Annotated in this window: 21 protein-coding genes and 1 riboswitch; of the genes, 7 read left to right on the top strand and 14 right to left on the bottom strand. The window is 37.8% G+C overall.

The genetic code is table 11. The annotated features are described in order from the left end of the window. Positions 1-98 precede the first annotated feature (98 nt). From CPS_RS06115 to CPS_RS06080, 8 genes are all read right to left on the bottom strand, one after another. Positions 99-1,058, bottom strand: coding sequence for a YbgA family protein (locus tag CPS_RS06115; RefSeq protein ID WP_011042216.1), 960 nt, complete (start codon positions 1,056-1,058; stop codon positions 99-101). A gap of 66 nt (positions 1,059-1,124) precedes the next feature. Continuing rightward, positions 1,125-1,811, bottom strand: coding sequence for a ChrR family anti-sigma-E factor (locus CPS_RS06110; RefSeq protein ID WP_011042215.1), 687 nt, complete (start codon positions 1,809-1,811; stop codon positions 1,125-1,127). Further along, positions 1,804-2,421 (bottom strand): sigma-70 family RNA polymerase sigma factor, encoded by a 618-nt coding sequence (locus CPS_RS06105; protein WP_011042214.1) that lies wholly within the window; start codon positions 2,419-2,421, stop codon positions 1,804-1,806. The genes CPS_RS06110 and CPS_RS06105 overlap by 8 nt, the downstream gene beginning before the upstream one ends. Before the next feature lie 138 nt (positions 2,422-2,559). Continuing rightward, a complete protein-coding gene (locus tag CPS_RS06100; protein WP_011042213.1) occupies positions 2,560-3,141 on the bottom strand; it encodes an LON peptidase substrate-binding domain-containing protein in 582 nt (193 codons plus the stop codon). Between the two features lie 457 nt (positions 3,142-3,598). Further along, on the bottom strand, positions 3,599-5,434 hold the full coding sequence (locus tag CPS_RS06095) for a fasciclin domain-containing protein (protein ID WP_011042212.1): 1,836 nt from the start codon (positions 5,432-5,434) through the stop codon (positions 3,599-3,601). A 434-nt stretch (positions 5,435-5,868) separates the two neighbouring features. Next, positions 5,869-6,435 (bottom strand): DUF3833 domain-containing protein, encoded by a 567-nt coding sequence (locus CPS_RS06090; protein WP_011042211.1) that lies wholly within the window; start codon positions 6,433-6,435, stop codon positions 5,869-5,871. Next, positions 6,428-7,015 carry a chalcone isomerase family protein gene (locus CPS_RS06085; protein WP_011042210.1) on the bottom strand — a complete coding sequence of 196 codons (588 nt, stop codon included), beginning with the start codon at positions 7,013-7,015 and terminating at the stop codon, positions 6,428-6,430. The genes CPS_RS06090 and CPS_RS06085 overlap by 8 nt, the downstream gene beginning before the upstream one ends. Further along, complete coding sequence (locus CPS_RS06080) at positions 7,008-7,517, bottom strand: DUF2878 domain-containing protein (RefSeq protein ID WP_011042209.1); 510 nt, start codon at positions 7,515-7,517, stop codon at positions 7,008-7,010. Before CPS_RS06080 ends, CPS_RS06085 begins: the two co-directional genes overlap by 8 nt. Positions 7,518-7,795: 278 nt before the next feature. Between CPS_RS06080 and CPS_RS06075 the strand changes: the two genes are divergently transcribed. After that, positions 7,796-9,187: an MATE family efflux transporter gene (locus CPS_RS06075; protein ID WP_011042208.1), complete on the top strand. Its 1,392-nt coding sequence runs from the start codon at positions 7,796-7,798 to the stop codon at positions 9,185-9,187. Between the two features lie 152 nt (positions 9,188-9,339). Here CPS_RS06075 and CPS_RS06070 read toward each other — a convergent pair whose 3' ends face one another. The 3 genes from CPS_RS06070 to CPS_RS06060 all read right to left on the bottom strand — a co-directional run bounded on the left by CPS_RS06070 (position 9,340) and on the right by CPS_RS06060 (position 13,365). Beyond that, positions 9,340-9,723: a hypothetical protein gene (locus CPS_RS06070; RefSeq protein WP_011042205.1), complete on the bottom strand. Its 384-nt coding sequence runs from the start codon at positions 9,721-9,723 to the stop codon at positions 9,340-9,342. Between the two features lie 651 nt (positions 9,724-10,374). After that, a complete protein-coding gene (locus CPS_RS06065; protein WP_011042203.1) occupies positions 10,375-11,979 on the bottom strand; it encodes an ABC-F family ATPase in 1,605 nt (534 codons plus the stop codon). Positions 11,980-12,420: 441 nt separating this feature from the next. After that, positions 12,421-13,365, bottom strand: coding sequence for a LysR substrate-binding domain-containing protein (locus CPS_RS06060; RefSeq protein ID WP_041736738.1), 945 nt, complete (start codon positions 13,363-13,365; stop codon positions 12,421-12,423). A gap of 144 nt (positions 13,366-13,509) precedes the next feature. Between CPS_RS06060 and CPS_RS23855 the strand changes: the two genes are divergently transcribed. The 4 genes from CPS_RS23855 to CPS_RS06045 all read left to right on the top strand — a co-directional run bounded on the left by CPS_RS23855 (position 13,510) and on the right by CPS_RS06045 (position 17,532). Then, positions 13,510-13,671 (top strand): hypothetical protein, encoded by a 162-nt coding sequence (locus tag CPS_RS23855; protein ID WP_187148292.1) that lies wholly within the window; start codon positions 13,510-13,512, stop codon positions 13,669-13,671. Between the two features lie 59 nt (positions 13,672-13,730). Continuing rightward, a complete protein-coding gene (locus CPS_RS06055) occupies positions 13,731-15,245 on the top strand; it encodes a dipeptidase (protein ID WP_011042200.1) in 1,515 nt (504 codons plus the stop codon). Positions 15,246-15,631: 386 nt separating this feature from the next. Further along, positions 15,632-16,591 carry a hypothetical protein gene (locus CPS_RS06050; RefSeq protein ID WP_011042198.1) on the top strand — a complete coding sequence of 320 codons (960 nt, stop codon included), beginning with the start codon at positions 15,632-15,634 and terminating at the stop codon, positions 16,589-16,591. A 38-nt stretch (positions 16,592-16,629) separates the two neighbouring features. After that, positions 16,630-17,532: a radical SAM protein gene (locus tag CPS_RS06045; protein ID WP_011042197.1), complete on the top strand. Its 903-nt coding sequence runs from the start codon at positions 16,630-16,632 to the stop codon at positions 17,530-17,532. 233 nt (positions 17,533-17,765) lie between these two features. On the opposite strand, the gene CPS_RS06040 is transcribed toward CPS_RS06045, so the two are convergent. The 3 genes from CPS_RS06040 to CPS_RS24050 all read right to left on the bottom strand — a co-directional run bounded on the left by CPS_RS06040 (position 17,766) and on the right by CPS_RS24050 (position 20,041). Beyond that, the gene (locus CPS_RS06040) at positions 17,766-18,776 is read right to left on the bottom strand and encodes an adenosine deaminase (RefSeq protein WP_011042196.1); all 1,011 of its coding nucleotides are present in this window, start codon (positions 18,774-18,776) and stop codon (positions 17,766-17,768) included. A 77-nt stretch (positions 18,777-18,853) separates the two neighbouring features. Next, positions 18,854-18,953, bottom strand: a riboswitch (purine riboswitch). A gap of 149 nt (positions 18,954-19,102) precedes the next feature. Then, positions 19,103-19,711, bottom strand: a complete 609-nt coding sequence (locus CPS_RS06035) for a TetR/AcrR family transcriptional regulator (protein WP_011042195.1) — start codon at positions 19,709-19,711, stop codon at positions 19,103-19,105. Between the two features lie 126 nt (positions 19,712-19,837). Then, positions 19,838-20,041 (bottom strand): hypothetical protein, encoded by a 204-nt coding sequence (locus CPS_RS24050; protein WP_011042194.1) that lies wholly within the window; start codon positions 20,039-20,041, stop codon positions 19,838-19,840. 105 nt (positions 20,042-20,146) lie between these two features. Here CPS_RS24050 and CPS_RS06025 point away from each other — a divergent pair, with 105 nt between their 5' ends. Next, positions 20,147-21,370 (top strand): efflux RND transporter periplasmic adaptor subunit, encoded by a 1,224-nt coding sequence (locus CPS_RS06025; protein WP_011042193.1) that lies wholly within the window; start codon positions 20,147-20,149, stop codon positions 21,368-21,370. Positions 21,371-21,381: 11 nt separating this feature from the next. Continuing rightward, positions 21,382-24,540, top strand: coding sequence for an efflux RND transporter permease subunit (locus tag CPS_RS06020; RefSeq protein ID WP_011042192.1), 3,159 nt, complete (start codon positions 21,382-21,384; stop codon positions 24,538-24,540). Positions 24,541-24,580: the final 40 nt, after the last annotated feature.

Below are 24,580 nucleotides of genomic sequence, written 5' to 3'. Positions count from 1 at the left end.
ATGTGCCCGGTTAAAGGCATCACGGAAGAATAATTAAAAATATGGGTGACTGGGTTACTAATTTATTTAGCATCTAAACTAAAGTTAATATAAATCAGTTAGTAAGCGTATCTCAATCTTAATTTATCAGGGTAAGGAGATAAGTACGCTTGCTTTGTTAAATAGTCTTTTGGATGATTAAGTAGATAATGCTTAATTAACGTTAAAGGTGCCATTAACGGAATAAGTCCTTCGCGATAAGCATCAATTTGTTCACATAATTCCTGTCTTTCATTCGCTTGTAAGTGCTTTGAAAAGTATCCTTGAATATGCGCCAGTGTATTAGCATGCTTTTTACGGGTCGCTATAATTTTCAGTGCCGTCATTAATCCTAAAATATATTGCGCCGCCACCTCATCAAGGGGTAAATCAGCTCTTGCTAATAATTGCCCTAACTCTTTATAGGCGATTAAATCGTGGCTCATCACCGTATACTTGTAATGGCTATGAAAGGTGGTTAACTTGTGCTTAGTTAATCCTGATTCAACAATCGTTTGCCAATGTTTATAAGCAAATACTCTGGCAACAAAGTTTTCACGCAGTAGAGGATCGTTTAGACGGCCATTTTCTTCGCAAGGTAATAACGGGTTAGCATCCATAATTTCTTTGGCAAAAGCACCGATACCTTTTGAGGGTAATGAGTTACCTTCGGGGCTATAAATCTTAACTCTTTCCATGCCGCAACTTGGGCTTTTAGCGCAAAAAATATAACCACTTAACGATTTGGTCATGCTGGCTACTTTTTTTCCATACGCTTTTAAGGCCTCGGTAACATCGCCACTGCCATCTTTTTGAGAAACATGAATAACATCATCACGCTTTATTTGACGAATGGTTGGTCTAGGAATAGGTAAACCTACAGCAACTTCTGGGCAAAATGACTTATATGAAACATGTTCTGAAAATTCTTTAATACAAAAATGAGACGGTTTATTACTGGCATCAAACCGAACCTTTTCACCAATTAAACAAGCGCTAATACCAATTTCTATGTCTTTCTTATCCACTGAATAAATCATAATCCTTTCCTTCTAATTTCTGATTTTAACTTTAATTAACGCTTTAACTGTTAAATACTTAGCTAGCTAATATATGAAAGAACCTATTGGGTTAAGCAACTTATTAATACCATGGGTAAAGTGTAGTGCATCATTAGCAACGGTATAACAAAGACAACCATTGCTAGAAATAGGATGATGCTGATGAGAACTGTCAAGCATGATAAAATCCCCCTTAACATACTCACCACTTTCATCATGAAATGATCCCGCTAACAGCACCGTAAGCTCAAAACCTTTATGCGTATGTTCAGGTACGCCTCCACCAGGCTGTATATGTAGTAAACTGCTATGGATTTCATTTTCATTCAACTGAATTCGAGCTCTCGTTAACTTACCAATTTGAGCATGTTTACCCATTTCCATACTATTTAATGCTGCAGGAAGAGTGTAAGTAGTATCATTAAAACTGACTGTTTTTTCTACTTTTGGTACAACAACAGCGATATCAGAAGATTCAACAATATTATCTATCATGTGATCAAAATCTATTGTTGCAATCGCTTCTAGTGCTTCATTGTCATCAATGATGAATCTATCTAAGTATTCTTCTTCAAAACTATTTTCAGCCACTTGTTCAGTAAATTGGGCGATCGTTTGCTGACATACCGGACACATATCTGCATGAATAGCGATACCAGCAGATAAAGATGCAGGTAAATCACCATTTACAAACGCTTGAATAAGCTCAAATTTAGGGTGATGGTTAATCATGTTTTTCTCCTAACTGTACTTTGAGTTTTCCTAGGGCCAAACGTAATCGAGATTTAACTGTCCCTAGTGGTAAATGTAGATGCACAGCTAGCTGCTCTTGAGACATTTCTCTAAAGTAAAAACCTTTAACAACGTCTTGTTGAGCTTGAGGTAACTCTTCTATGACACTTAACAAGTTTGCATGTTCTAAATGGTCATCAAAAATTTCATTTTCGATGCTCATACTTTCAGCGATAGGCCAAATATCATCACTTAGATTATCTTCTTTATTACCTTGAATTTTTCTCAGCATATCGAAAGTAACGTTACGCATTACCGTGTATACCCAAGTGGTTGCAGCCCCCTTGTCTTGATTGTAAAGGTGGGCTTTTCTCCACACATTACTCATAGTGTCTTGCACGACTTCATTGGCTTGTGCTTCATTAGGAAATTTACCACGTGCAATACGTAGAATTTTGGGTGCAAAGAACTGAAACAAATGAGTGAAAGCTTGTTTGTCTCGACTTATAGCAACAGACTCTAGCCATTGGCAGAGTTGTGGGTGATTTATTTTATCTGACATACTAGTAGATTTAGCACTTGTCGGTCTGCTTAGCAAGTTAGTCTGCATTGCTTCGTCCCACTATTTATTTGAACATGTCAGGTTATACGGTCAAATAAGTGTCAGGATCACTTTATATTGAAATTATTTCAAAACTTTTTAAAGAGCAGTTAAAAATTAATTCAAAAACTAATTCAAAATAAAGAACTATTCAAGAATAACGGATTCAACAAACGCTTTTGCTTCTTTAAAACTGTAACTCACAACAAAGGCATTTTTTACATTTAACTCTATAGGTAGTATCTCTAACCACCTCGCTAACACCCAATGGCTATCGTTTAGACCTTTCGTTGGATATAAATCATCAAGCCTTTCGTTCTCTGCAAAGACACTCGCTAACGATGTAGATAATTTTCCTTTAGCCATGTCGACATGAATTTCAGACCAATGCGCAATGCAGCTAACATCACCAAAATGCAAATTATTTTCGTCATGCGCTATGCTCTTAATGACGACCAGAGATTTACACTTAACATCAATTTCTAAAATACCGTCATCACCTTGATCAAAATTAATAATGTCAACCCAACTACCCCACGGCATACTAGTAGAGCTTTCGTTAGCAATTATATTTTTATCTTGAAGCCATAGAACAAAACCTTGACCCGAAGAGGCGGTACTGACCATTTTTAAATAGCGTGGTTCAAATATGCGTAACTTTGTTACCCCGCCTGGCAATAAGAACACGGGTAACGGAAATATTGGTAAGGTAACATTTAAATTTTTCATAAGAATATCACTTGCTGGTTTATAACTATTCATACGTAAAAAATCACTAAACGATCAGTATTATACCAATTCAAGTAAGTTTTTTCCCTCACAGCGAGTTTTAAAAGGCTTAGAGGCAAGGCATTGATTGAAGATAATGGTTTATCCCTTATCAAAAATAATAACGCGGCATGTAAGCCTTTTCAACTCGCCCTTTGGGAGTTTGTCAGCAATCTGATAACTGCACATAATTTTCTTAATATAGAATGACTATACATAAAAAAATTCTATTTGTTCTCAAACCGCTGACAAGCTCTGAGTGGGAATAAACTTATTTGATTTGGTATGACAAAAAAAGCCTCTGAAGACAGAGGCTCATGGTCGGTAATGTTAATCAAACTCTTTGCATGGTAAAAGAAAGAACAATTATCCAACCAAAACTTAGCGCCTAACAACTTGGTAACTAAAAGTTAGGTAACTATTCCATAATCACGGTATCGATTACATGAATAACACCGTTTGTTGTGTAGATATCAGAGATAATTACTTTAGCTCCTCCAATCATCAGCATTCCCGTATCAGCGTCAATACTCACATCAATCATTACATCCGATGCTGTGGTTAATGAACGTCCATTTTTTGCATAAGCATCTGTAGAACTTAAGCTACTTTCACCCACAACATGAGTTAATAAGACTTTAGTAAGCATCTCAGTGTCTGCTAATAAAGCGGTTAAAGCTTCACTGTCAATCTTATCAAAGGCGGCATTAGTTGGAGCAAAAACAGTAAACATAGCATCTTCGTTTGATAAAGTAGTCACTAAATCAGCAGCAGTAAGTGCGGTTACTAGGGTAGAAAAATTATCCGGGTCTGCCAAAGCGACTTCAACAATATTCAATGTTGGCGTACCCATCATTGCAGGAGGCATAATCACATTATCAATTAAGTGAACAACACCATTTGCAGCCATAACATTAGCTGCACTTACCTTAGCGCCATTAATGAAAAGCATGCCATCAGTGAACGATACAGCGGCTTTACTCGCATTCGCCATTTCTGCCATGTTATCCATAGATTGAGCTAAGTTGATAGCGCCATCAGCAAGAACTTCGCCAGCGATTACGTGATATAGCAATATGTTACTTAATTGTTCGCTAGTTAATCCTTCAACTGTGCCAGCAGGTAATTTAGCAAAAGCGGCATTAGTTGGAGCAAAAACAGTATAGTCATTATCAAGGTTAGCTAAGACGGTATCTAGGCCTGTTGATTGCAACGCTGACACTAGTGTCGATAGATCACTGTTGCTACTGGCAATATCAACTAAGCTCATGCTCGGTTTTGGTAATGCCACATCACCAATAATTACCGCATCTATCACATGGATAATGCCGTTGGTTGTATAAATATCTTTCATCACAACATTGGCACCACCAAACAATAGCTTATCTGTGTCCATGTTGATGTTAAGTGCTATTTTATCCATACCCGCTGTATCAACCATATTGCCACTCAAGGCGTAGGCATTAACCGAATTTACAGCAGCATCTGCTATAACATGTTGCAGTAGTACTTTTGTTAAGGCATCGGTATCACCTAACAATGCAGTCAAGGTATCACCTGCAATTAAAGCAAATGCGGCATTAGTCGGAGCAAAAACAGTAAAGGTAGCATCTTCATTTGACAAGGTAGTCACTAAATCAGCAGCACTAAGCGCGGCAACTAAGGTAGAGAAATTATCAGGATCAGCCAGTGCTACTTCGACAATACTCAATGTCGGCTCCATCATTTCTGCGGGTGGGAGTAAAACAGCATCGATAACGTGAATAATACCATTATCAGTCTGAATGTTAGTGGTAATTACTGTGGCGGTATTTACCAATAATTTTTCACCATCGAGTGATAAACCTACGGCATCACCATTCACCATATCAACGGTTGTCCCAGCTAGCGCTATAGCTGCTGCGGCATCAACTTCACCACTAATAACATGATAGGTTAAAATATCTGATAACTTATCAGTATCAGCCAGCAGCGCATCAATGGTACCTTGCCCCAACAAAGCAAAGGCTTTATCCGTTGGCGCAAAAACGGTAAATTTCGCACTGGTATCTGCCAAGGTTGTATCTAGCCCTGTCGCTTGTAAAGCAGCAACTAAAGTAGTGAAACTGCCGTCATTAACAGCAGCATCAACAATCGTAGTTGGTGCAACTACATCTTGTTTGACTTGTTCAATTACGTCATTATCGTCGTCATTGCAACCTTGCAATAAAAACACACTTAATACGGTTACACTTAGTATTTTAAAATATTTCACTTGCTTACCCTCATTAATTAAGTACACCTGAACTTACGTACAAAAAAGAAACAAAGATCAACATTTGTTCACAAATAAACTTATATTTTTAGCAGTGATCTTTTATCAAATTAACGCGTATTAAATAGGTTAATTAAAAAGAATTTCAACAATAATGATGAATGAGTTTTTTATCACTACAAGGAGTATACGATGAAAAGTATTCGTTCGAGAGACTAAGGCTATAAAGAGACTTTTATCTAGCATTACATTGCTTATAAGATATTATAAATCTACAGAGTAAACTTTGCTTTTAAAGTCTTTGAGGAATACATAGAATACATACAGTTTCAGCAAGTTTTCATTGATTGTATAACTGTTTATCAATTTAAATAAATACAAAAAATTAAACCTCCCCTTTTATCTAAGTTGTATAAAGTTGTGCTTATATTGCATTACTTTGCATTACTACTTGGACATTGTTGCACTTGTGTTTGCTTATCAAAAAACAATGTCACCTCAGCAACTTTAACGCCAAGCTTGCTCATCGAGGTCTTATTCATTACCCGAAACTCATCAAGTTGATACATCCAGTCATCCATAGAAACTTGATAGCTTTCATCTTCAACAACTAATGATAATTGGTATTGAAACTGAAATGCGAAACCTTGATGTTTACCAATAGCCATTCCTATCACGTCTTCCGCTTGCCCTTCATAACTACCATCCGTTTTTTTAGATAATTGCCAGTTTCGGTAACTGATTTCACCATCATTAAAATAAAATTTTTCCGCAAGAACGCCTTCATTACCTTGCCATGAGCCCTCTATTTCGACACAAAATCGTCTACTTACTTTATTAGAATAATTCTGCACCATGCCCCAAGCGATTACTCGCCCATCAAAGTAACGTTTAATATCAAATGGTTTATCAACATCTTGATAATCATCTAACGCTGTGGAGCAACTAGAAATAAGACTACAGGTAATGATAATTAATAGAAAAATCTTAACTTTAGTCATAGGTAATACTTCCTAATAATTCACGGCGTAATTCAGGCTCACTGGTATTTTCAGATAGCCAAATAGCAAGAAATATTTGACCAAATTCAGAGGGGGTAATAACGCCAATATATTGCTGATTAAAATAAAAGACACTGCGCCCTTGGTGTATAAGCAAAGATAAGCTGTCACCCTCTTTGATGTCTGGCCACATATTTTTTAGATCAGATACGTAAGTCAGATACTCCTCAGCGGGAATGCCTAAGTGATCCCATTGATCTATGGTTCTGTTGATAAGGTCTTCACTGGAAATATCAGCTAAATAATTAATCGTAAAAAGTACCTTGTCGGTTGCTATATTGATGGGATATTTTCCAGAAGTAGTCAGTAACTGACTTTTATAAAGGTCCCAAAATAAAATAGAAAACGTGGTCTCCCCTATCGATACAAAGGCTTGGGTATCAATAGTGCTTTGTAAATTATTTGGCAATTCCATTTCATCGGAGATGCTATTTGCAAAGACTACACTTTGTGACAAGCAACAAATCAAATAGAAGTACGATAAATAAGAAGAACATAAAGAAAAAGAAAGCTTAAACATAACTCACCTCAGCCTTGACTAGTTTGTCTTTTATATAGAAAAACAAAACAAATAACACTGCCCATATCACACTTAAAAGCAAATACGTTGAGATCATAGATTGACCAAAATCAACCGCCTGAAATTTGTAACCAGCGATATAACTCAAGGGCGCAAATATGGCACCAACGAAGAGTTGTAATGCCTTACGTCCCGATAGAAATCGTAAGCTATGGCATATAGTTGTCGCAAAACAAGCCCAAAGCATCATCAACCAAAACGGAATATGACCGCCATTAACAAAAATAAAAACATTAAATTGCACAAGCAATGAATCAACAAAGATACCAATAAAAGTTATCACCATTATTAGCAGTAATTCGTTTCGTGATTTAGCGATAAAAAAAAGGTGTGAAATCAATAATAAAAGGCTGAAGGGGATAAAGTTATTGCCCCAATAAACTAAGCCAAACCAGGCTAAGTTAAAACCAACCAAATTAAAGACTATTAAGTTAATAAACACGTTGCCAAAGTACCTAACAAAAACTGTATAAAGCAATATACGTTTGAGGTACACATTTAGATTAATAACCACGCGATTAAATTAGCTATAATTCATTTAGCATTTATTTAGCGGCTTGAATGCGATATGTTATCGCAAAAGAATACTCTAACGAGCTCCAACAATTTTCTTCACCAAATTATTCACTCACTATTTACCTAAAAATTTATCCTTTAACAACCAATAACTAACAACAACAACAACAACAACAACAACAACAACAACGGATTTCATCGACCATGAAAGATCTTACCCAAGGCTCAATTCCTAAACATCTGATCTCGATGGCATTACCCATGATGATAGGTATGCTTATTCAAACATTGTATTTTATTGTTGATTTGTATTTTGTGGGTAAATTAGGCTCTGCAGCGCTCGCGGGATTGAGCTTAGCCGGTAATGCGATGTTTTTAATCTTCGCGCTGACACAAATACTCAATGTGAGCACTGCAGCGCTTATCTCTCATGCGGTAGGCGCAAAAGATCAACAAGACGCAAACCTTACCTTCAATCAATCAATGATGTTATCTACTGTCGTTGGCATCATTGTTTGTATCATTGGTTATTTTGGTGCACAAGATTACCTTAATTTAATATCACAAGACTCAGAAACCGTGATGATGGGCTTAACTTACTTACATTGGTTCATTCCCTGTATGGCGCTGCAGTTTATTATGGTCTCTATCAGCTCTGCGCTTCGAGGAACAGGTATTGTTAAACCAACTATGGTGATTCAGACGCTATCTATTTTACTCAATATCATACTCTCACCCATATTGATTACTGGTTGGGGTTCAGGCTACGCCATGGGTATCGCTGGCGCTGGATTTGCCAGCTCACTGTCAGTAATTTTTGCTGTGGTACTTTTATGTTATTACTTTATAACAACAGATAAGTACGTCAGCGTTGATTTCTCTCTTTGGCATATTAACGTGCCTCGCATTAAGAAATTGCTAGCTATTGGTTTACCCGCCGGTGGGGAGTTCTTTTTGATGTTTGTTTATATGGGCGCTATTTATTGGCTAATTAAACCGTTTGGTGCGGAAGCTCAAGCAGCATTTGGTCTTGGTTCACGTGTCATGCAAGCATTATTCTTACCTGCAATGGCTATTGCTTTTGCAGCGCCTGCGATTGCAGGGCAAAACTTTGGCGCACAAAATTACCAAAGGGTGAGAGATACTTTTAGATGGACTGCCATTATGACCTGCTCGTTAATGGCTATTATCTTGTTAATTTGTTTAAGCCAAGCAGAATGGATGCTGACTCACTTTTCTGACGATCGAGAAGTGATTTTGATTAGTGTGGCTTTTTTACAAATGATTTGTTGGAACTTTGTTCCTGCCGGTTTAGTTTTTACTTGCTCGGGTATGTTTCAAGCTCTGGGAAACACCATGCCTGCTTTACTGAGTACCGCAACCCGCTTAATTACTTTTATCTTGCCTGCCCTTTGGTTATCCAAACAAAGTGACTTTCAGATAGAGCAGCTTTGGTATGTTTCTGTCGCTACCGTTTGTTTGCAATCATCGGTGAGTTTTTACTTTCTAAAACGAGAGTTTAAAAAACGTTTACCTAATGATAATTTATCAAACGAATGTTCTGATGAACTTAATAAAAATAAACTTATCACTTAAAGCAGCACTAGCTATCAATTAGCTAGTTGCGGATATGCTTTATTTTGAGCTTGGCGACAGAAAAGTGAAAATTCAGCGATTAACTATTGACCATTAACGATTCCCTTTGTCATTGCTGCAATAACAAAATGAGATGGCCGACAACGAAATAGCTAACCGGCACTGACGAGCTGCAATGGCTGTGGTTTTGACTCTGCTGGTGAAATAACCCACGAGTCAGCTGTTGATTGCCACGAATGAGCTTTTGTTTGTTTCTTTTTATAGCGATCAAACTGAATTTCTTTAGCGCCTAATCGCTTAACATACCCTTTTAGCGTATTAAAATCTTCTTTAGTTATATCTTCATCAGAGTTTGTCATTAAGCCGTCTACATAAACGTTATCACCATTAAAGTTAAAATTGACAATAGCTGAGTAAGGTTGTCCATATTCTTCAACTCGAATTGCTCGCACCATTTTTATTTCGAAAATCCAGCCATCTATTTTAATACAACGAGATAAGGTTTCTGATTCTTTTTCTGATATAGGTTCAGACATAATTGTTTCCTTTAAAAGCAAATGGTTATTGGCTAAAGCCAGTATTTAAACGTAATCCTCACACGAGATCGGTCATAATTTCACATGACTGATTTAACTAATTCTCATAATTAGATGCTTAGCTTAAGCACAAAGTAGACCAACGTGACAAATCATTGTTCTCAATAGATTTAACTGAAAACACCACATCAAGACTGTTGCCGAAAAGCAACACCACAGCAACAGTTACCTTCAGCAATGTGGAATGAAAAAACAATATAAGAAGATTAAACAATGACTTGACTATAAAAAAAAAGAAAACAGGGTGTATCCTAAAAGCAACAGTTAAATGAATTACTCACTGCGATGAGGTAGCTTCAACATAATTTTTATTCATGACAGTCAAGGCAGTACTTCTTTCTCAGGCACCATACAGTTTGTGCAATAAAAGAAAATATAGTTGGATAAATAGCTATGAAACTCGTGATTGAACGAGTAGAAGCGAGCTCGAGTGGATCCATTAGCCGTTTTAATAAGAGTAGTAATTAAATAACCAGTAATTGAGTAACAGAGCCGATTGATATTTCCCACGAAATACTGAAAAAAAGTTAAGGTTGATTAACAGCCTTAACTTTTTTATCTACTTACATTCGTTTTACTCAAGCTGTCTGACTAAGCAATTTTTTTAGTCTGCATTTGGCTATCAAGGTATTCATCTAACGAACCTTGGAAATCAATTAATTTTTTATCTTTAATATCAATAATGCGCGTTGCTAAAGAAGAAACAAACTCACGGTCATGACTAACAAAAATTAATGTACCTTCGAAGTCTTTAAGAGCATTATTTAATGCATCAATCGCTTCGATATCCATGTGGTTAGTCGGCTCATCCATGATTAATACATTGATATCAGCCATCATTAACATACCAAATAACAAACGGTTCTTTTCACCACCTGAACAGTTACGTGCTTTTTTATTCGCATCATCGTCAGTAAATAACATACGACCTAACATACCACGAACACTTAAATCGTTGTGACAAGGTCTACGCCATTGCGACATCCACTCCATTAGCGTTAGGTCATTATCAAAGAATGAACCACTATCTTGCGGGCAATAACCTACAGAAGCATTTTCAGACCATTTAACAACACCTTCAATGTGCTCTAATTCGCTCATTAAACAACGTAATAAGGTAGTTTTACCCACGCCGTTTTCGCCGATAATCGCTAACTTAGCACCGGCTTCTAGTAATAAGTCGCCATTTTCAAACAACATTTCGCCATCAAAACCATGACTTAGGTTTTCAAGTTCTAAAGCTTGACGATGCATTTTTTTGCCTGGAGCAAAAGCAATCTTCGGGGTAATACGACTCGATGATTTAACATCATCAAGTTTAATTTTATCCATTTTCTTAGCACGAGAACTTGCTTGTTTAGCTTTTGAAGCATTAGCACCAAAACGGTTAACAAAGTCTTGTAGTTCAGCAATTTCAGCAACTTTTTTATCATTACCTGCTAATAGCTGTTCACGTAATAAACCAGACTGCGCTAAGAAGAACTCATAGTTACCTGGGTAAACACGTAATTCACCGTAATCAATATCTGCCATATGCGTACATACAGAGTTAAGGAAATGTCTATCATGCGAAATGATAATCATGGTGCATTTACGTTTGTTCAATTCACCTTCTAACCAACTGATGGTATGAATATCCAAGTTGTTGGTAGGCTCATCGAGTAATAAAATATCAGGGTTTGCAAATAATGCTTGTGCAAGTAGCACACGTAGCTTCCAACCTGGCGCAACTTGCTGCATTGAACCGTAGTGAAAAGACTCTTCAATACCCGCTTCTAATAAGATTTCACCAGCACGACTTTCTGCTGTGTAACCGTCCATTTCTGCAAATTGGCTTTCTAAGTCACCAACACGCATACCATCGGCTTCACTCATTTCAGCTTGGGCGTAAATAGCATCTCTTTCTTGCTTTACTTTCCACAAAGGCATATCGCCCATGATCACAGTATCAATTACATTGTGTGTTTCAAAAGCGAATTGATCTTGGCCCAAAGTACTTACTTTGTTACCGGTACTTACTGATACATTGCCAGAGCTTGGCACTAAATCGCCACTAAGTATCTTCATAAATGTAGACTTGCCGCAGCCATTTGCTCCGATCAAACCGTAGCGGTGACCGTTGCCAAATTTAGCCGAAATGTTTTCAAATAACGGCTCTGCGCCAAATTGCATTGTAATGTTCGATGTAGTGATCAAAAGGTATTCCTAGATGTTGCTAACAAGTAATCAACGATTGTTAGTAGCACGGACCTATCTTATAAATAGATAAGTAACCCTGAAAACAACAATCAAGACTCAAAATATTAAGGTCGCATATTATATAGCAAGAGTGGTGTGAACAAAATATAATCTTTGAAATAAAGTGATGTTTTTTTCATCAACAACATGTTTTGGGGTTACTTACTTGCTGCTGAAGCATACAAATTACTTATTTAGATAAAATATCACTCTGCTAGTTATTCAATTAAAACGCAGTCAAAATGGGCAAGATGTAGATGAACTTAAGAGCTAACGCCGTAGACACAGGTCTTGCAGTTGCTTTGACGGTTCTATGATAGATAAATTTCAGGTATTTATTTTTAAGTAGCTACAAAATAGCAGTAAATATTATTAATAAATAATAATTAAGGTTTTACGCTATAAACTACCGTAACTTATCGCCTCTAATGTACTTTTTTCATCTTGCAGAGTTTCTTCTTTAAGCCAAGTAGTAAAAACATTAACCCGTTCTTTTTTCGCCGAATTAGGGTCAAAGACAAAATATCGTTTAAAGGAAATCGGATGTTTAATATTAAACGGAATAACCAACTGCCCTGTAATCACATATTGAGAGAAAAGCGCTTGTGATGCTAAAGTAAAACCATGACCACTGAGTACTGCACTTAACGCCATATCGCCAGAGCTGACCTCTGTCCATTTTTTATGGCATTGATAGTTTTCAACACCTGCTTCCTTAAACCACGTGCGCCAGTCAATGCTGCCTTGATTTTCTAAGCTGACTAACCAGCACTTCAAAACATCTTGTGGCTCTTTAAAGTTATATTCTTTCATCAATTGTGGTGAGCAGGCCGGATACACATGATCTTCAGCAATAAATTCATATGTCATATCATCACTGGTATCTACTTCTTTATTGGTTATAAAGCGAATAGCTAAATCGATATGACCTCTACGGAGATCTTCAAGACCATTTGAGGAAACGACTTTTACTTTGATTTCAGGATGTTTAATAGAAAATTTATACAGCCTTGGCATAAGCCATAAAGATGTAAATGCTTGAGTGGACGTTATGGTTAGGGTACCAGCAACGTCTTCTGTTTGAATACTGTTGAAGCCTTTTAACAGTGTGTCGAATGCTTTATGAGTCGCTATATACAGCTTTTTACCACTTTCGGTTAATTGCATTTTCCTACCGTTACGGACAAACAACTGACTGCCCATAGCGGCTTCTAACTGCCTCATTTGCTGACTAACTGCAGCTTGGGTAACAAACAACTCTTCTGCTGCTTTACTATAACTTTGATGGCGAGCTGCACTTTCAAAGCTTCGTAAGTTATTTAGCTGCTTTAATCTTTTATCCATCTTAACTTCCCTCAGATTAATTGAAGCAATACACAGTAAACCAGATGCATAAGCTCAGCTTATGGATGAGATAAATTCTTATTGTTGGTTTCATTGTGATTTTCTAGGCAATATGGCTTTAAGCAACATAAAGAGGTAAATATTATGAACATAAAAACAGCCACACAAGCCACTAAAGTAGAGAACAAGCAAGTTAACCTAGAAAACTGCTGTAAAAATATAACTAACTCTCTAAGTACTTTCAACTTAATACTTGTTAACATTTCAAATAAGCTAGGGTTATCAAAAGCCATTTATCAAAAATAATAGCAACATAAAATCACAGAAAAATGTTCCGCTAAAAACGAAACTAAAACGATAGGAATATGCTCGTGCCAAAATCTAACTATTTAATTTCTCTACTAGTCTCTTGTGCCTTATTATCACACATGCAAGCGTTTGCTGGTGTGAGTGACATTGCCACTAAGACTGCACAATATGCACAATCAACCTACCAAGATCAAATGCTCGAAAGCTTACGTCAATTAATGACATTTAATACCGTAGCAGTAGAGGGTGTAAGCTCTCCAGATAATCCTGAACATCAAAAATTTAAAGCCGAGTTGGCCAAACAAGCCAAACACTTAGGTTTAGATTATATAGACTATGGTTATGTGGTAGTTATTGGTTTAGGTGATAACGAGCAGCGTGTAGGCATGATCACTCATGGTGATATCCAACCTTTTAATCCGACTAAATGGGCACAATCTCCCCTCACACTTGACCTAACTTCTGAGCCTGGAAAACTTATTGGTAGAGGAACAGAAGATGATAAAGGGCCAATAAGTAATGCCTTGTATGCAATGAAAGCTATCAAAGATTCAAATGTTAAGCTAAATAAGCGTATCGAGTTATATGTTTACATGGCCGAAGAGTCTGATTGGGAGCCATTGCGTCAACACATCAAACTTCACTCTCTGCCACAGGTTAACATCACCCTTGATTCAGAATACCCTGTAGTAACGGCAGAAAAAGGTTATGGCACCATAAGCATGACTTTTCCTAAAGCCAACTATACATCGAACAAAGTTTATATCAATGAATTTACCGGTGGTTTTTTTGGCAGTCAAATTCCAGAAGATGCTCATGTAAGCATAGAGAACGCCAATCACAAACTATTAGCTGAGATAAAGCAGCGAGCTCAATCCCACATTGGCATGAGTTATAACTACCAATGGCAAGGTAAACGCTTAAGTATTAGTGCTCTGGGCAAATCAGCTCATTCTTCTAAGCCTGAATATGGTGTAAATGCCATTACCCACTTAGCAGATTTATTAGCGGTAAATCACTGGCCGAACAATGCCAGCGGAGCCTTGATTAATTTTATCAATGATCACTTAGGCATAGGTTTATACGGCAGTAAATTTGGTGACATCGCCTATAGTGATGACTTTATGGGACCAATGTCGGTGCAACCTACCGTTCTTAAAGCAACAAGCAAAGGTATGGAGTTAAATATCAACATTCGCCGACCTGTTGGCAAAAGCACCAAGCAACTAGAGCGTGAAATTAGTTCGACATTAACTAAGTGGCAACAACAAAACCAAATAACCTTAGTAGATGTTAGCAATGAAATTAATGAGCCTTTTGTACAAAAAAGTGCTCCGCAAATTGACACCTTACTTGACGTATTCTCATTTTATACAAATATAACCGATGCTAAACCGATCTCTATTGGCGGGGGTACTAACTCAAGACTTTTTCCTAATGCAGTCAGCTTTGGTCCTTCGATGCCAGGAACAGTATACACAGGTCATTCAGAACATGAGTATATTACCATGGAGCAATTTGTATTAACCCTGAAAATGTACACAGCAGTGCTGATTGAACTAGCGAAATAAGCTTAGCTGCCATGCTTCAATGATCATGTTAAAGGCTCATATGCGGCGTGATTTATTTCGTTAAAGAAGCTACACGGATGTCGCTTCCTAGAGAATACATACGGCACAGCAAGTACCTTATTGAATGATACTGGAGCAATTATCTAATGCCGATTGTTCTGTGTCGGCATTATCTTCATTTAATATATCCCGAAAACAAAACAAAAAAATAGCAGGTAAAGTAAGTGACCTGTGCTATTTTATCGGGAAATTAAATCGATATGTGGATTTAAGTAAACAATGAAAGCCAACGGTTTGTTAATAATAAAATACATTGATGGTATTAACTCTCGCTAAAAACAGGGAATTCCCTTTGGTCTAAATGTTTCACTTTACTTGGAAAATTAATGATAAAAAGATCGGTTTACGCCATAGTAATCATTAGCACTTTACTCGTTTTAATACTTACTTTAACTGCAATTAATCAACTTTATAGCAGTAAATTAGTAACTTTAGATAGTAAGCTTAAAGAGATTTCTGGTATTGAAGTCGACAAGGCTGGTAGCTTGTGGGGCATTAATGATGGTGGTAATTTAGCGCAAATACATCGTATACAAAGCGATGGTAAAGTGAACAAAACAATCACTATTACTAATGCAAGGAATTTGGACTGGGAAGATATGACCCAAGATGACTTTGGCCATTTTTTCATTGGTGATTTTGGTAATAATGACAACATACGTAAGTGGTTAACTATTTATAAAATTGAAAACCCCATCGATATTAAGGGCACAGAAACTCAAGCTGAAATAATTAAATTCACTTTTCCAGAGCAGTTACACTTCCCACCGAAAGCTTCAGAAAAAAACTTTGATTTAGAGGCCTTTGTTTTTTATAAAAAACACTTATATCTGTTTTCAAAAAATCGTACTGAGCCTTTTGATGGTGATACCAACTTATACAAGATTGGCGACCATGCTGATAATTATCAAGCTGGTTTTATTAGTAATTTTAATACCTGTACCACCCATGAGAAACTCTGCTGGATAACGTCTGCCGCGTTAAGCCCAGATAGAACAAAGTTAGTGTTATTAGATTCAGAGCGATTATGGTTGTTCGAAAACTGGCAAGACGATGATTTCTTCTCTGGTGATGCCTATAAAATTGATTTAGGCATAGTCACCCAAAAGGAAGCAGTAACCTTTACTGATAATAATACCATCATCTTTACCGATGAAGAATTTAGTGGCATAGGTCGAAACTCTTATATGATCAAACTCGACCAAGTCACTAAAGAGAAAATAATTAAAGAGCACACAACAAAGCAAGCCACAGATAGCAAACTGAAAGATGTACCTATAAACTAACTATATTCTAAGCTTGTCCTAACTATGTAGGAAGTATTATGTACCCTTTAAATTATATTGAGCCTGTATTTCGCCCGCCAAGTGAGTGGAAAAGCTTAATATTACAAGTCACTAACGGTTGCTCATGGAATAAATGCACCTTTTGCGATATGTATACCAGCGAAGATAAAAAATTCAAACCCAAGAAAGTTGATGTGATCGAACAAGAAATTCTTAAGATCGCGAATTCTGGTATCTCCACAAGACGTGTATTTCTTGCTGACGGTGATGCGATGATGTTGCCTTTTAATCGCTTGAAAGAAATTCTTGAACTAATCAAATTGCATCTTCCACAAGTTTCACGCGTTTCAAGTTATTGCTTACCACGAAATCTTGGCAATAAAACGGTTGAACAGTTAGCTGAACTCAATTCTTTAGGGCTTAAATTGATGTATATCGGTTGTGAAAGTGGTGACGATGAAGTGCTCGCCCTCATTGAGAAAGGTGAGACTTATCAAAGCTCTTTAATCGCTCTGAATAAGATAAAGCAAGCGGGTATGAAGAGCTCAGTGATGATTCTTAATGGTTTAGGTGGTCCTGAATTATCTCGTCAACATGCCATCAATTCAGCTAAATTGATGAATGAAGCTCAGCCTAATTATTTATCAACGCTCGTCGTTTCTTTCCCTTTAGGTGAACAACGCTTTGCAGAGAAATTTTCTCAAGAATCTTTACAGCCTTTTCGTCAATTAACGCAACATGAATTATTTACTGAAATGGAAGTTCTGTTATCTGAACTCGAATTAGAGCGAACCATTTTTCGCTCAGATCATGCTTCAAACTACTTGGTTCTCAAGGGAGTATTAGGCAATGATAAAGAAGCTTTATTGGGTCAAGTAAGACAAGCTCTACAACAGCCAAATGATGCAAATTTAAGGCAAGAATGGCAAAGAGGTTTGTAAGTCGTCAACATGATTTATTTAATGAGAGCTATTCAATAAGAGCTGTCCAATAAAAACATGGAATAACTCTGACAAAAAAAACGAGCCAAATGGCTCGTTTTTTATTGTTAGTATCGACTGGTTTATAACTAAATAACAGGGAGTGACTGCTCAGACCCAGCGTCGTTCTAATACACCTTATTGCCTAGATGCTAATTTATAAAACACTAATTTATAAAATACTCTTTAATAAATCACTCTTGATGTAACGCTATATATTTCTGTGTCACTTGTCTTAGCCGTTCTTGTTCACTTGGTGAAACAAAGCTGGCTTCAATGGCGTTAAAAGTAAATTGAGCAATTTCAGCTTTATTCATCGGGTGTGCATTATTTACCGCTACAAAATTATCTGTCATATAACCACCAAAATAGGCCGGGTCGTCAGAATTAATTGTGACACAAACCCCTTGACGCAGTAGCGTGACAATATTGTGCTGTTCCATACGGTCAAAAACTTTTAGTTTAATATTAGATAGTGGGCAAACGGTAAGAGGAATACGTTCACTGACAAGCTGCTTTACTAGGCTCGCATCTTCTGAACAACGCACGCCGTGATCAATGCGAGTAATTTTCAGTAAGCTTAGCGCCTCACTAATATTATCTGCAGGTCCTTCTTCACCTGCGTGGGCGACAGTTAAGAATCCTTGTTCAATGGCTTGTTTAAATACTCGCTCGAACTTATTCGCAGGATTGCCAATTTCTGTGGAGTCTAACCCTACTCCGATAATTTTATCTTTGTGAGCTTGTGCTTGTGTTAACGTTTTAAAAGCTGATTCTTCATCTAAATGGCGTAAGAAACACATAATTAGCTTGCTGGTGATCCCTAATTCACTCACACCTTTATTAAGTGCACGATCAATACCATTTACTACCGTATCGAATAAGATGCCGCGTTCTGTATGTGCTTGGGGGTCAAAAAATATCTCTGTGTGCAGCACATTATCTTCTTGGCAGCGGAGTAAATAAGCCCATGTCAGATCAAAAAAGTCTTGTTCATGGACCAGTACATCTGCCCCTTGGAAGTAAATATCTAAAAATGATTGTAGGTTATGGAAATTGTAAGCATCTCTTATTTCTTCAACTGAATTGAAAGGAATATTTATACTATTGCGCTGTGCTAATTCAAGCATTAATTCAGGCTCAAGCGTTCCTTCAATATGGAGGTGGAGTTCTACTTTAGGTAAAGACTGGATAAATTTATTCATGTTGGAGTTCCCAATAATTATAAAAGTTCATTCAGTGCCTTCTTTTGAATGAAAATTATTCGTACAAAGAGAAAGCACTAAAGCACTAAACTCTTCGTAATCAGGATTTATTGGTTCCTGGTAGAGACCCCCAATCCATATCACTGGGGTTATACGAAGTGACGCTAGTTACTGCCATTAAAACAATAATAAGCTATATATTTGATACTGCCTTATTTGATTTAACAAGTCTATAGAATCGACCGACATTATTTGGCTTAACCCTAACGGTTATAACAAGTCCATTAAGTTATTTCCCACTCAGCGAGAACTTAATGGAATTGGTATTAGGCCTTATAACGCGCTAAAAACATTAACACGGTATCATCAGCAATTATTTGCTGCTGTTCAGGTGATGGAAACGTTTGATTCATAAATAATTGTGGCCAAAAAGCACTGGCCTTAATCAAACCTAAAAATTGCTGAGCAGCAAAGTTAGCATCCGATTTTTTGAGTCGACCGTCATTCATCGCCTCATTAATCCAAACATGTAAGCCATCTTTTTGTTGGCCTAGGTGCTCTAAAGTACTCGATGCTAATTCTGGGGAGCGAATACATTCAGAAATAGTTATACGGTTCAAGTTACGAAAGCATTCAGACGCTAACAGTTCAATTTCATTCATAGCAGCAATATGCAACTGCTCATCAAGTGGTTTCTTCGATTCGTATCGAATATTTACCGCTTGGCTAAAGGAGTCACAAAGTTCTTTAACAATATTGTGAAACAAAATTTCTTTACTAGGAAAATGATTATATACGGTACGTTTTGATACTTCGGCTCTTTTGGCCAATGAATCCATGCTAGCGCCGAGAAAACCTTTTTCTTTAAACTCATCTTGTGCAGCCGCTAAAATATCTAAACGCTTTTTTTCCGTTAGGGTTAATGCTTTTTCCATACTACTTAATTATAAAAAATCGGACCATAGGCAAATACTACACTGTTTAGTTTACTTTTCAATAAAAATAGGTAAACTGCACCGAGTAGTTTACATTTTGTATTATTTTGTACTAAATATGTAATTCTAAGGGTCTGTTGACCCTTCGAGATTATTTTTGCAGTTTTTTGTTGAATATTGATACAAGGCAGAGCCTTTGTAATGTGGTTGTTCCACATAAAAAGGCGATAACGCCGTAAAAATGACCAACAAACGCTGTCCGAAGGATTCGACTAAAAGCGTTTTACTCATTGTTGAGTAGTATTTGCTTAGAGTGACTAAGCTACACACTACTCGCCGCGATTAAAATGCTTTTATCTCGAACAAAATTTAACCGCGAAAGTCCAACAGACCATATTGTTATTATGTATTTAGTCCTTCCCTTATAGGTTTTTTATGTCAACATTTCGTTTTATGTTAAATGGTCAACTAAAACCATTTTTTAGTCGCCTCTTATTCGTATCATCCAGCGTACTACTTGCTACAGCACTTACAGGCTGTGAACAAGCACAACAGTCTGCCCCGAAAGGTATGCAACCTGCAGCAGTGTCTGTGATGAGTATGACAACCCAATCAGTTCCTTTTAGTATTGAATTACCTGCCACGTTATCTGGCGCTAAAGAAGTGGAAATTCGTGCTCAAGTATCCGGTATTTTACAAACCCGTAACTTTAGTGAGGGTGATAAAGTCACAGCAGGACAATCATTATTTAGCTTAGACGCTAAAACTTATGCCGCTGAAATGGCCAAAAGCAAAGCAGATTTGAATGCTGCGACGGTCCGTCTGGAACAAGCCCAACGTGAAGTTAATCGCATAAGGCCATTACGTGAGAAAAATTCAATTTCACAACGCGAGTTAGACAATGCCATTTCAAGTGCTGACATTAATTTAGCTGATGTTAAATCAATGCAAGCGGACTTAGAACAAGCGAAATTACGCTTAGATTATACTAAGGTAATATCTCCTGTTACCGGTATTGTTGGCCGTGAATTAGTGTCAGAAGGAACTTATGTTTCAGGCCCTGAAGTATTGTTAACACAATTAACCCAAATTGATCCTATTCGTGTGCGTTTTGGTTTATCTGAACGTGAGCAATTACAAATGCGTAATGATGAAGCTGCAGGCTTACTTACTTTGCCAGAAGAAGGCCATTGGAACACCAGAATTAAATTGTTTGATGGTTCACTCCACCCTCAAGTTGGACAAGTTAACTTCAGCGACATCCGGATAAATAGTCAAACAGGCACAAGTGAATTACAGGCAATTACACCAAATCCAAACTTTTCATTGAGACCCGGACAATTTGTTCGCATCATTTTAGAAGGTGCTGTACGTGAAAATGCCTATGTTGTACCGCAAAGAGCCGTTTTAGATAATGGTCTTGGAAAATTTGTTTATGTTATGGCTAAAAATGACAAAGGTATGACTGTCGCATTACCTGCTCCCGTTGTTGTCGGCGAATGGGTAACTGAGGTTGCAGGTATAGAAAATGGCTGGATAATTCGTGAAGGTTTAAAAACAGGCGACCAAGTCATTATTGATGGCATGGCGCGTATTTTCTTTCCAGGTATGCCGATACGTTTAGCTGATGATCAGTTACCGTCTGCCGCACAGCAATAAGGGGCAGATTAATGTTTTCTCGTTATTTTATTGATCGACCTATCTTTGCTTTTGTCATTTCTATTTTTATTGTTTTAGCTGGATTGGCTGCTATGCGCAGTTTATCTATCGCACAATACCCAGAAATGTCGCCACCCGTTGTACAAGTTACCGCTGTGTATCCTGGTGCATCTGCTGAAGTATTAGAACAAACAGTTGCTACGCCTTTAGAAAATGCAATTACAGGCGTTGAAGGCATGATGTATATGTCCTCAACATCAACCAGTGCTGGTGCAACAACCATCACGGTTACCTTTGAAATAGGTACAGACCCAGACCAAGCTTCCGTTAATGTTAACAACCGTGTTAAACAAGTAGAAGCACGTTTACCTGAAGAAACACGCCGTCAAGGTGTTGTGGTTGCTAAAGGCTCATCAAGCTTTTTACATGTACATGCTTTTTACTCACCTGATGATAGCCGCGAAGCATTATGGACTTCTAATTATGTAACGTTAAACATTATTGATAAAATCAAACGTATTCCTGGCACGACTAGCGTACAAATTTTTGGCGCAAAAGATTATGCCATGCGTATTTGGTTACGTCCTGATGTGATGAGCCAGCTTGGCGTTACTGTTGAAGAGATTAGCAGTGCGGTACGTGAACAAAACTCTCAATACGCTGCCGGTAGAATTGGTGCGACACCGACTTCCGTTAGTCCACAATCATTGGTATACAGTGTAAAAGTACAAGGGCGATTAAGCACGGCAAAAGAGTTTGAAGATATCATTATTCGGGCAAATAACGATGGTAGTTCGCTGCGTTTGAAAGATATTGCGCGCGTCGAATTAGGCTCAAAAGATTATGACTTTGATGGCCGTATCAACGGTAAAAAAGCAGTACTACTGGGTATATTCTTACAACCCGGTGCTAATGCCCTTGATGTTGCCGACGAAGTTAATGCCACCATTGCTGAATTAGAGACCCGTTTCCCTACTGGGCTCGAGCATTTGTTGCCATACGACACCACCCGCTTTGTAAAAGTCTCTATTCGAGAAGTATTGAAAACTCTTGGCGAAGCTATGCTACTGGTATTCTTAGTGGTTTTTATCTTTTTACAAAATTGGCGTGCTACCTTAATTCCTATTATGGCCGTACCAGTTTCTTTGTTAGGCACCTTTGCTGGCCTGTATATGCTGGGTTATTCCATTAATACGTTGACCTTATTTGGTATGGTGTTATCCATTGGTATTGTGGTTGATGATGCAATCGTTGTACTTGAAAACGTAGAACGCATTATGCATGAAGAAGATGTCTCAGTTCGTGACGCAGCTATCAAAGCGATGAAAGAAGTAAGTGGTCCAGTCGTTGCCATTGTACTGGTGTTATGTTCAGTCTTTGTACCTATCGCCTTTTTAGGTGGCTTAACCGGTGAATTATTTCGTCAATTTGCTATCACGATATCAATCTCGGTAAGTTTATCAGGCTTGGTGGCCTTAACCATGACACCTGCCTTATGTGTTTTAGTATTGAAACATGAAGACAAAAAAACCAACTTCTTCTTTAACGGTTTTAATCGCTTTTTCAATAAAGTGACTGGGCACTATGTCACGGGTGTAAGTTTCTTCCTTCGCCGTGGTTTATTAGCCTTGATGCTTGTTCTTGGCATGGTCGTGATCACCGCAAATATGTGGTTAAAAACGCCCAGCTCTTTAGTACCTGATGAAGACCAAGGTTTTTACATTTCTGCGGTATTTTTACCTGATGGTGCCTCATTACAAAGAACCAAAAAAGTAGTCGATGAAGTCATAGCAGCAATAGAATCAAACCCCGCTAATGAAAATGTAATTTCCTTTACTGGTTTTGACTTTCTAGGTGGTGGTTATAAAAATAATGCTGCCACTATTTTTGTCACCCAAAAACATTGGGATGATAGAGAAATAAGCACTCAACAATTGGTAGGTGAGTTGTTTATGAAAACCGCTAATATCAATGAAGCCTTAGTATTAGCTTTTAATCCACCAGCGATACCTGGTTTAGGTAATACCGGTGGTTTTGAGTTCTATCTGCAGAACCGTGGTGACGGTGGTGTCGCTAAGTTAAAACAAAGTATGCAAGCGATGATGGGCGCTGCTCAGCAAAGTCCAATACTTGCTGGGGTGCAAACATTATGGCGTTCAGACTCACCACAGCTGACGGTAGAAATAGATCGTGAACAAGCGCGCGCTATGGATATTCCTATTAACAATGCTTTTAATGCCTTGGCTGGAACCATGGGAACTTATTATCTAAATGACTTCAATAAATTCGGTCGAACATGGCAGGTACTGATGTCGGCAGAGCCCGAGTTTAGAATGAGTCCTAAAGATATATCGCGTATTTACGTTAAAAGTAATGGCGGTGAAATGGTACCTATCTCTGCCTTTGCCGAAATTAATTACAGCAGTGGTCCTGATAGTTTAGACAGATACAATAACTTGTCTGCGGTGAAATTATTAGGTAGTGCAGCGCCAGGGTATAGCTCAGGCCAAGCGATTGCCGAAATAGAGCGGATTGCCAACGAAGTATTACCATCAGACATGAGTTATGAATGGACTGGGACTGCTTACCAAGAAAAAAGAAGTTCTGGCTCTACCGCCATTGCATTAGGCATGGCCGTGATTATGGTATTTTTGATTCTAGCTGCTCTTTATGAGCGTTGGTCTCTGCCGTTATCAGTGCTGTTGGCTTTACCTTTTGGTATATTTGGTGCGTTAGTTTCTGTTTGGATTGCCGGCATGACCAGTGATGTCTATTTCCAAATTGGCTTAGTCACCTTACTTGGTTTAGCCAGTAAAAATGCCATTTTAATTGTTGAATATGCCTTAATGAAAAAACAAGAAGGCTGGACGACTGGTGCTGCGGCATTAGAAGCCGCCCGCTTACGTTTTAGACCCATAATTATGACATCGCTTGCCTTTATTTTAGGTGTTGTTCCCTTAGCGTTAAGCTCAGGTGCCGGTGCAGGTGCTCGTCATAGTGTTGGTACAGGTGTGATGGGTGGCATGATAGCGGCAACATTTTTAGCCATCTTCTTTGTGCCGTTATTCTTTTATTGGTTAACCGAACGTAAGATATCTGAAAATAGAAAACAGCAAGCCATTACCGATGAAATAGCTCAGCACCATGAACATGAGCTAAATTCTAAGTAATAGTTCTTTGACCTGAAGTAGCGCTAAAGCTGAAACTAAA

The organism is Colwellia psychrerythraea 34H, from assembly GCF_000012325.1.
GTDB lineage: Bacteria > Pseudomonadota > Gammaproteobacteria > Enterobacterales > Alteromonadaceae > Colwellia > Colwellia psychrerythraea_A.
The sequence above is the reverse complement of the archived record's forward strand: the minus strand, read 5'-3'. Positions and strand labels throughout refer to the sequence as shown.

Excerpts from the sequence above, each read along its gene's own strand:
- CPS_RS06115 (WP_011042216.1), bottom strand. The coding sequence starts at position 1,058 with ATGATTTATTCAGTGGATAAGAAAGACATAGAAATTGGTATTAGCGCT.
- CPS_RS06110 (WP_011042215.1), bottom strand. The coding sequence starts at position 1,811 with ATGATTAACCATCACCCTAAATTTGAGCTTATTCAAGCGTTTGTAAAT.
- CPS_RS06105 (WP_011042214.1), bottom strand. The coding sequence starts at position 2,421 with ATGCAGACTAACTTGCTAAGCAGACCGACAAGTGCTAAATCTACTAGT.
- CPS_RS06100 (WP_011042213.1), bottom strand. The coding sequence starts at position 3,141 with ATGAAAAATTTAAATGTTACCTTACCAATATTTCCGTTACCCGTGTTC.
- CPS_RS06090 (WP_011042211.1), bottom strand. The coding sequence starts at position 6,435 with ATGACTAAAGTTAAGATTTTTCTATTAATTATCATTACCTGTAGTCTT.
- CPS_RS06085 (WP_011042210.1), bottom strand. The coding sequence starts at position 7,015 with ATGTTTAAGCTTTCTTTTTCTTTATGTTCTTCTTATTTATCGTACTTC.
- CPS_RS06075 (WP_011042208.1), top strand. The coding sequence starts at position 7,796 with ATGAAAGATCTTACCCAAGGCTCAATTCCTAAACATCTGATCTCGATG.
- CPS_RS06070 (WP_011042205.1), bottom strand. The coding sequence starts at position 9,723 with ATGTCTGAACCTATATCAGAAAAAGAATCAGAAACCTTATCTCGTTGT.
- CPS_RS06060 (WP_041736738.1), bottom strand. The coding sequence starts at position 13,365 with ATGGATAAAAGATTAAAGCAGCTAAATAACTTACGAAGCTTTGAAAGT.
- CPS_RS23855 (WP_187148292.1), top strand. The coding sequence starts at position 13,510 with ATGAACATAAAAACAGCCACACAAGCCACTAAAGTAGAGAACAAGCAA.
- CPS_RS06055 (WP_011042200.1), top strand. The coding sequence starts at position 13,731 with ATGCTCGTGCCAAAATCTAACTATTTAATTTCTCTACTAGTCTCTTGT.
- CPS_RS06050 (WP_011042198.1), top strand. The coding sequence starts at position 15,632 with ATGATAAAAAGATCGGTTTACGCCATAGTAATCATTAGCACTTTACTC.
- CPS_RS06045 (WP_011042197.1), top strand. The coding sequence starts at position 16,630 with ATGTACCCTTTAAATTATATTGAGCCTGTATTTCGCCCGCCAAGTGAG.
- CPS_RS06040 (WP_011042196.1), bottom strand. The coding sequence starts at position 18,776 with ATGAATAAATTTATCCAGTCTTTACCTAAAGTAGAACTCCACCTCCAT.
- CPS_RS06035 (WP_011042195.1), bottom strand. The coding sequence starts at position 19,711 with ATGGAAAAAGCATTAACCCTAACGGAAAAAAAGCGTTTAGATATTTTA.
- CPS_RS06025 (WP_011042193.1), top strand. The coding sequence starts at position 20,147 with ATGTCAACATTTCGTTTTATGTTAAATGGTCAACTAAAACCATTTTTT.
- CPS_RS06020 (WP_011042192.1), top strand. The coding sequence starts at position 21,382 with ATGTTTTCTCGTTATTTTATTGATCGACCTATCTTTGCTTTTGTCATT.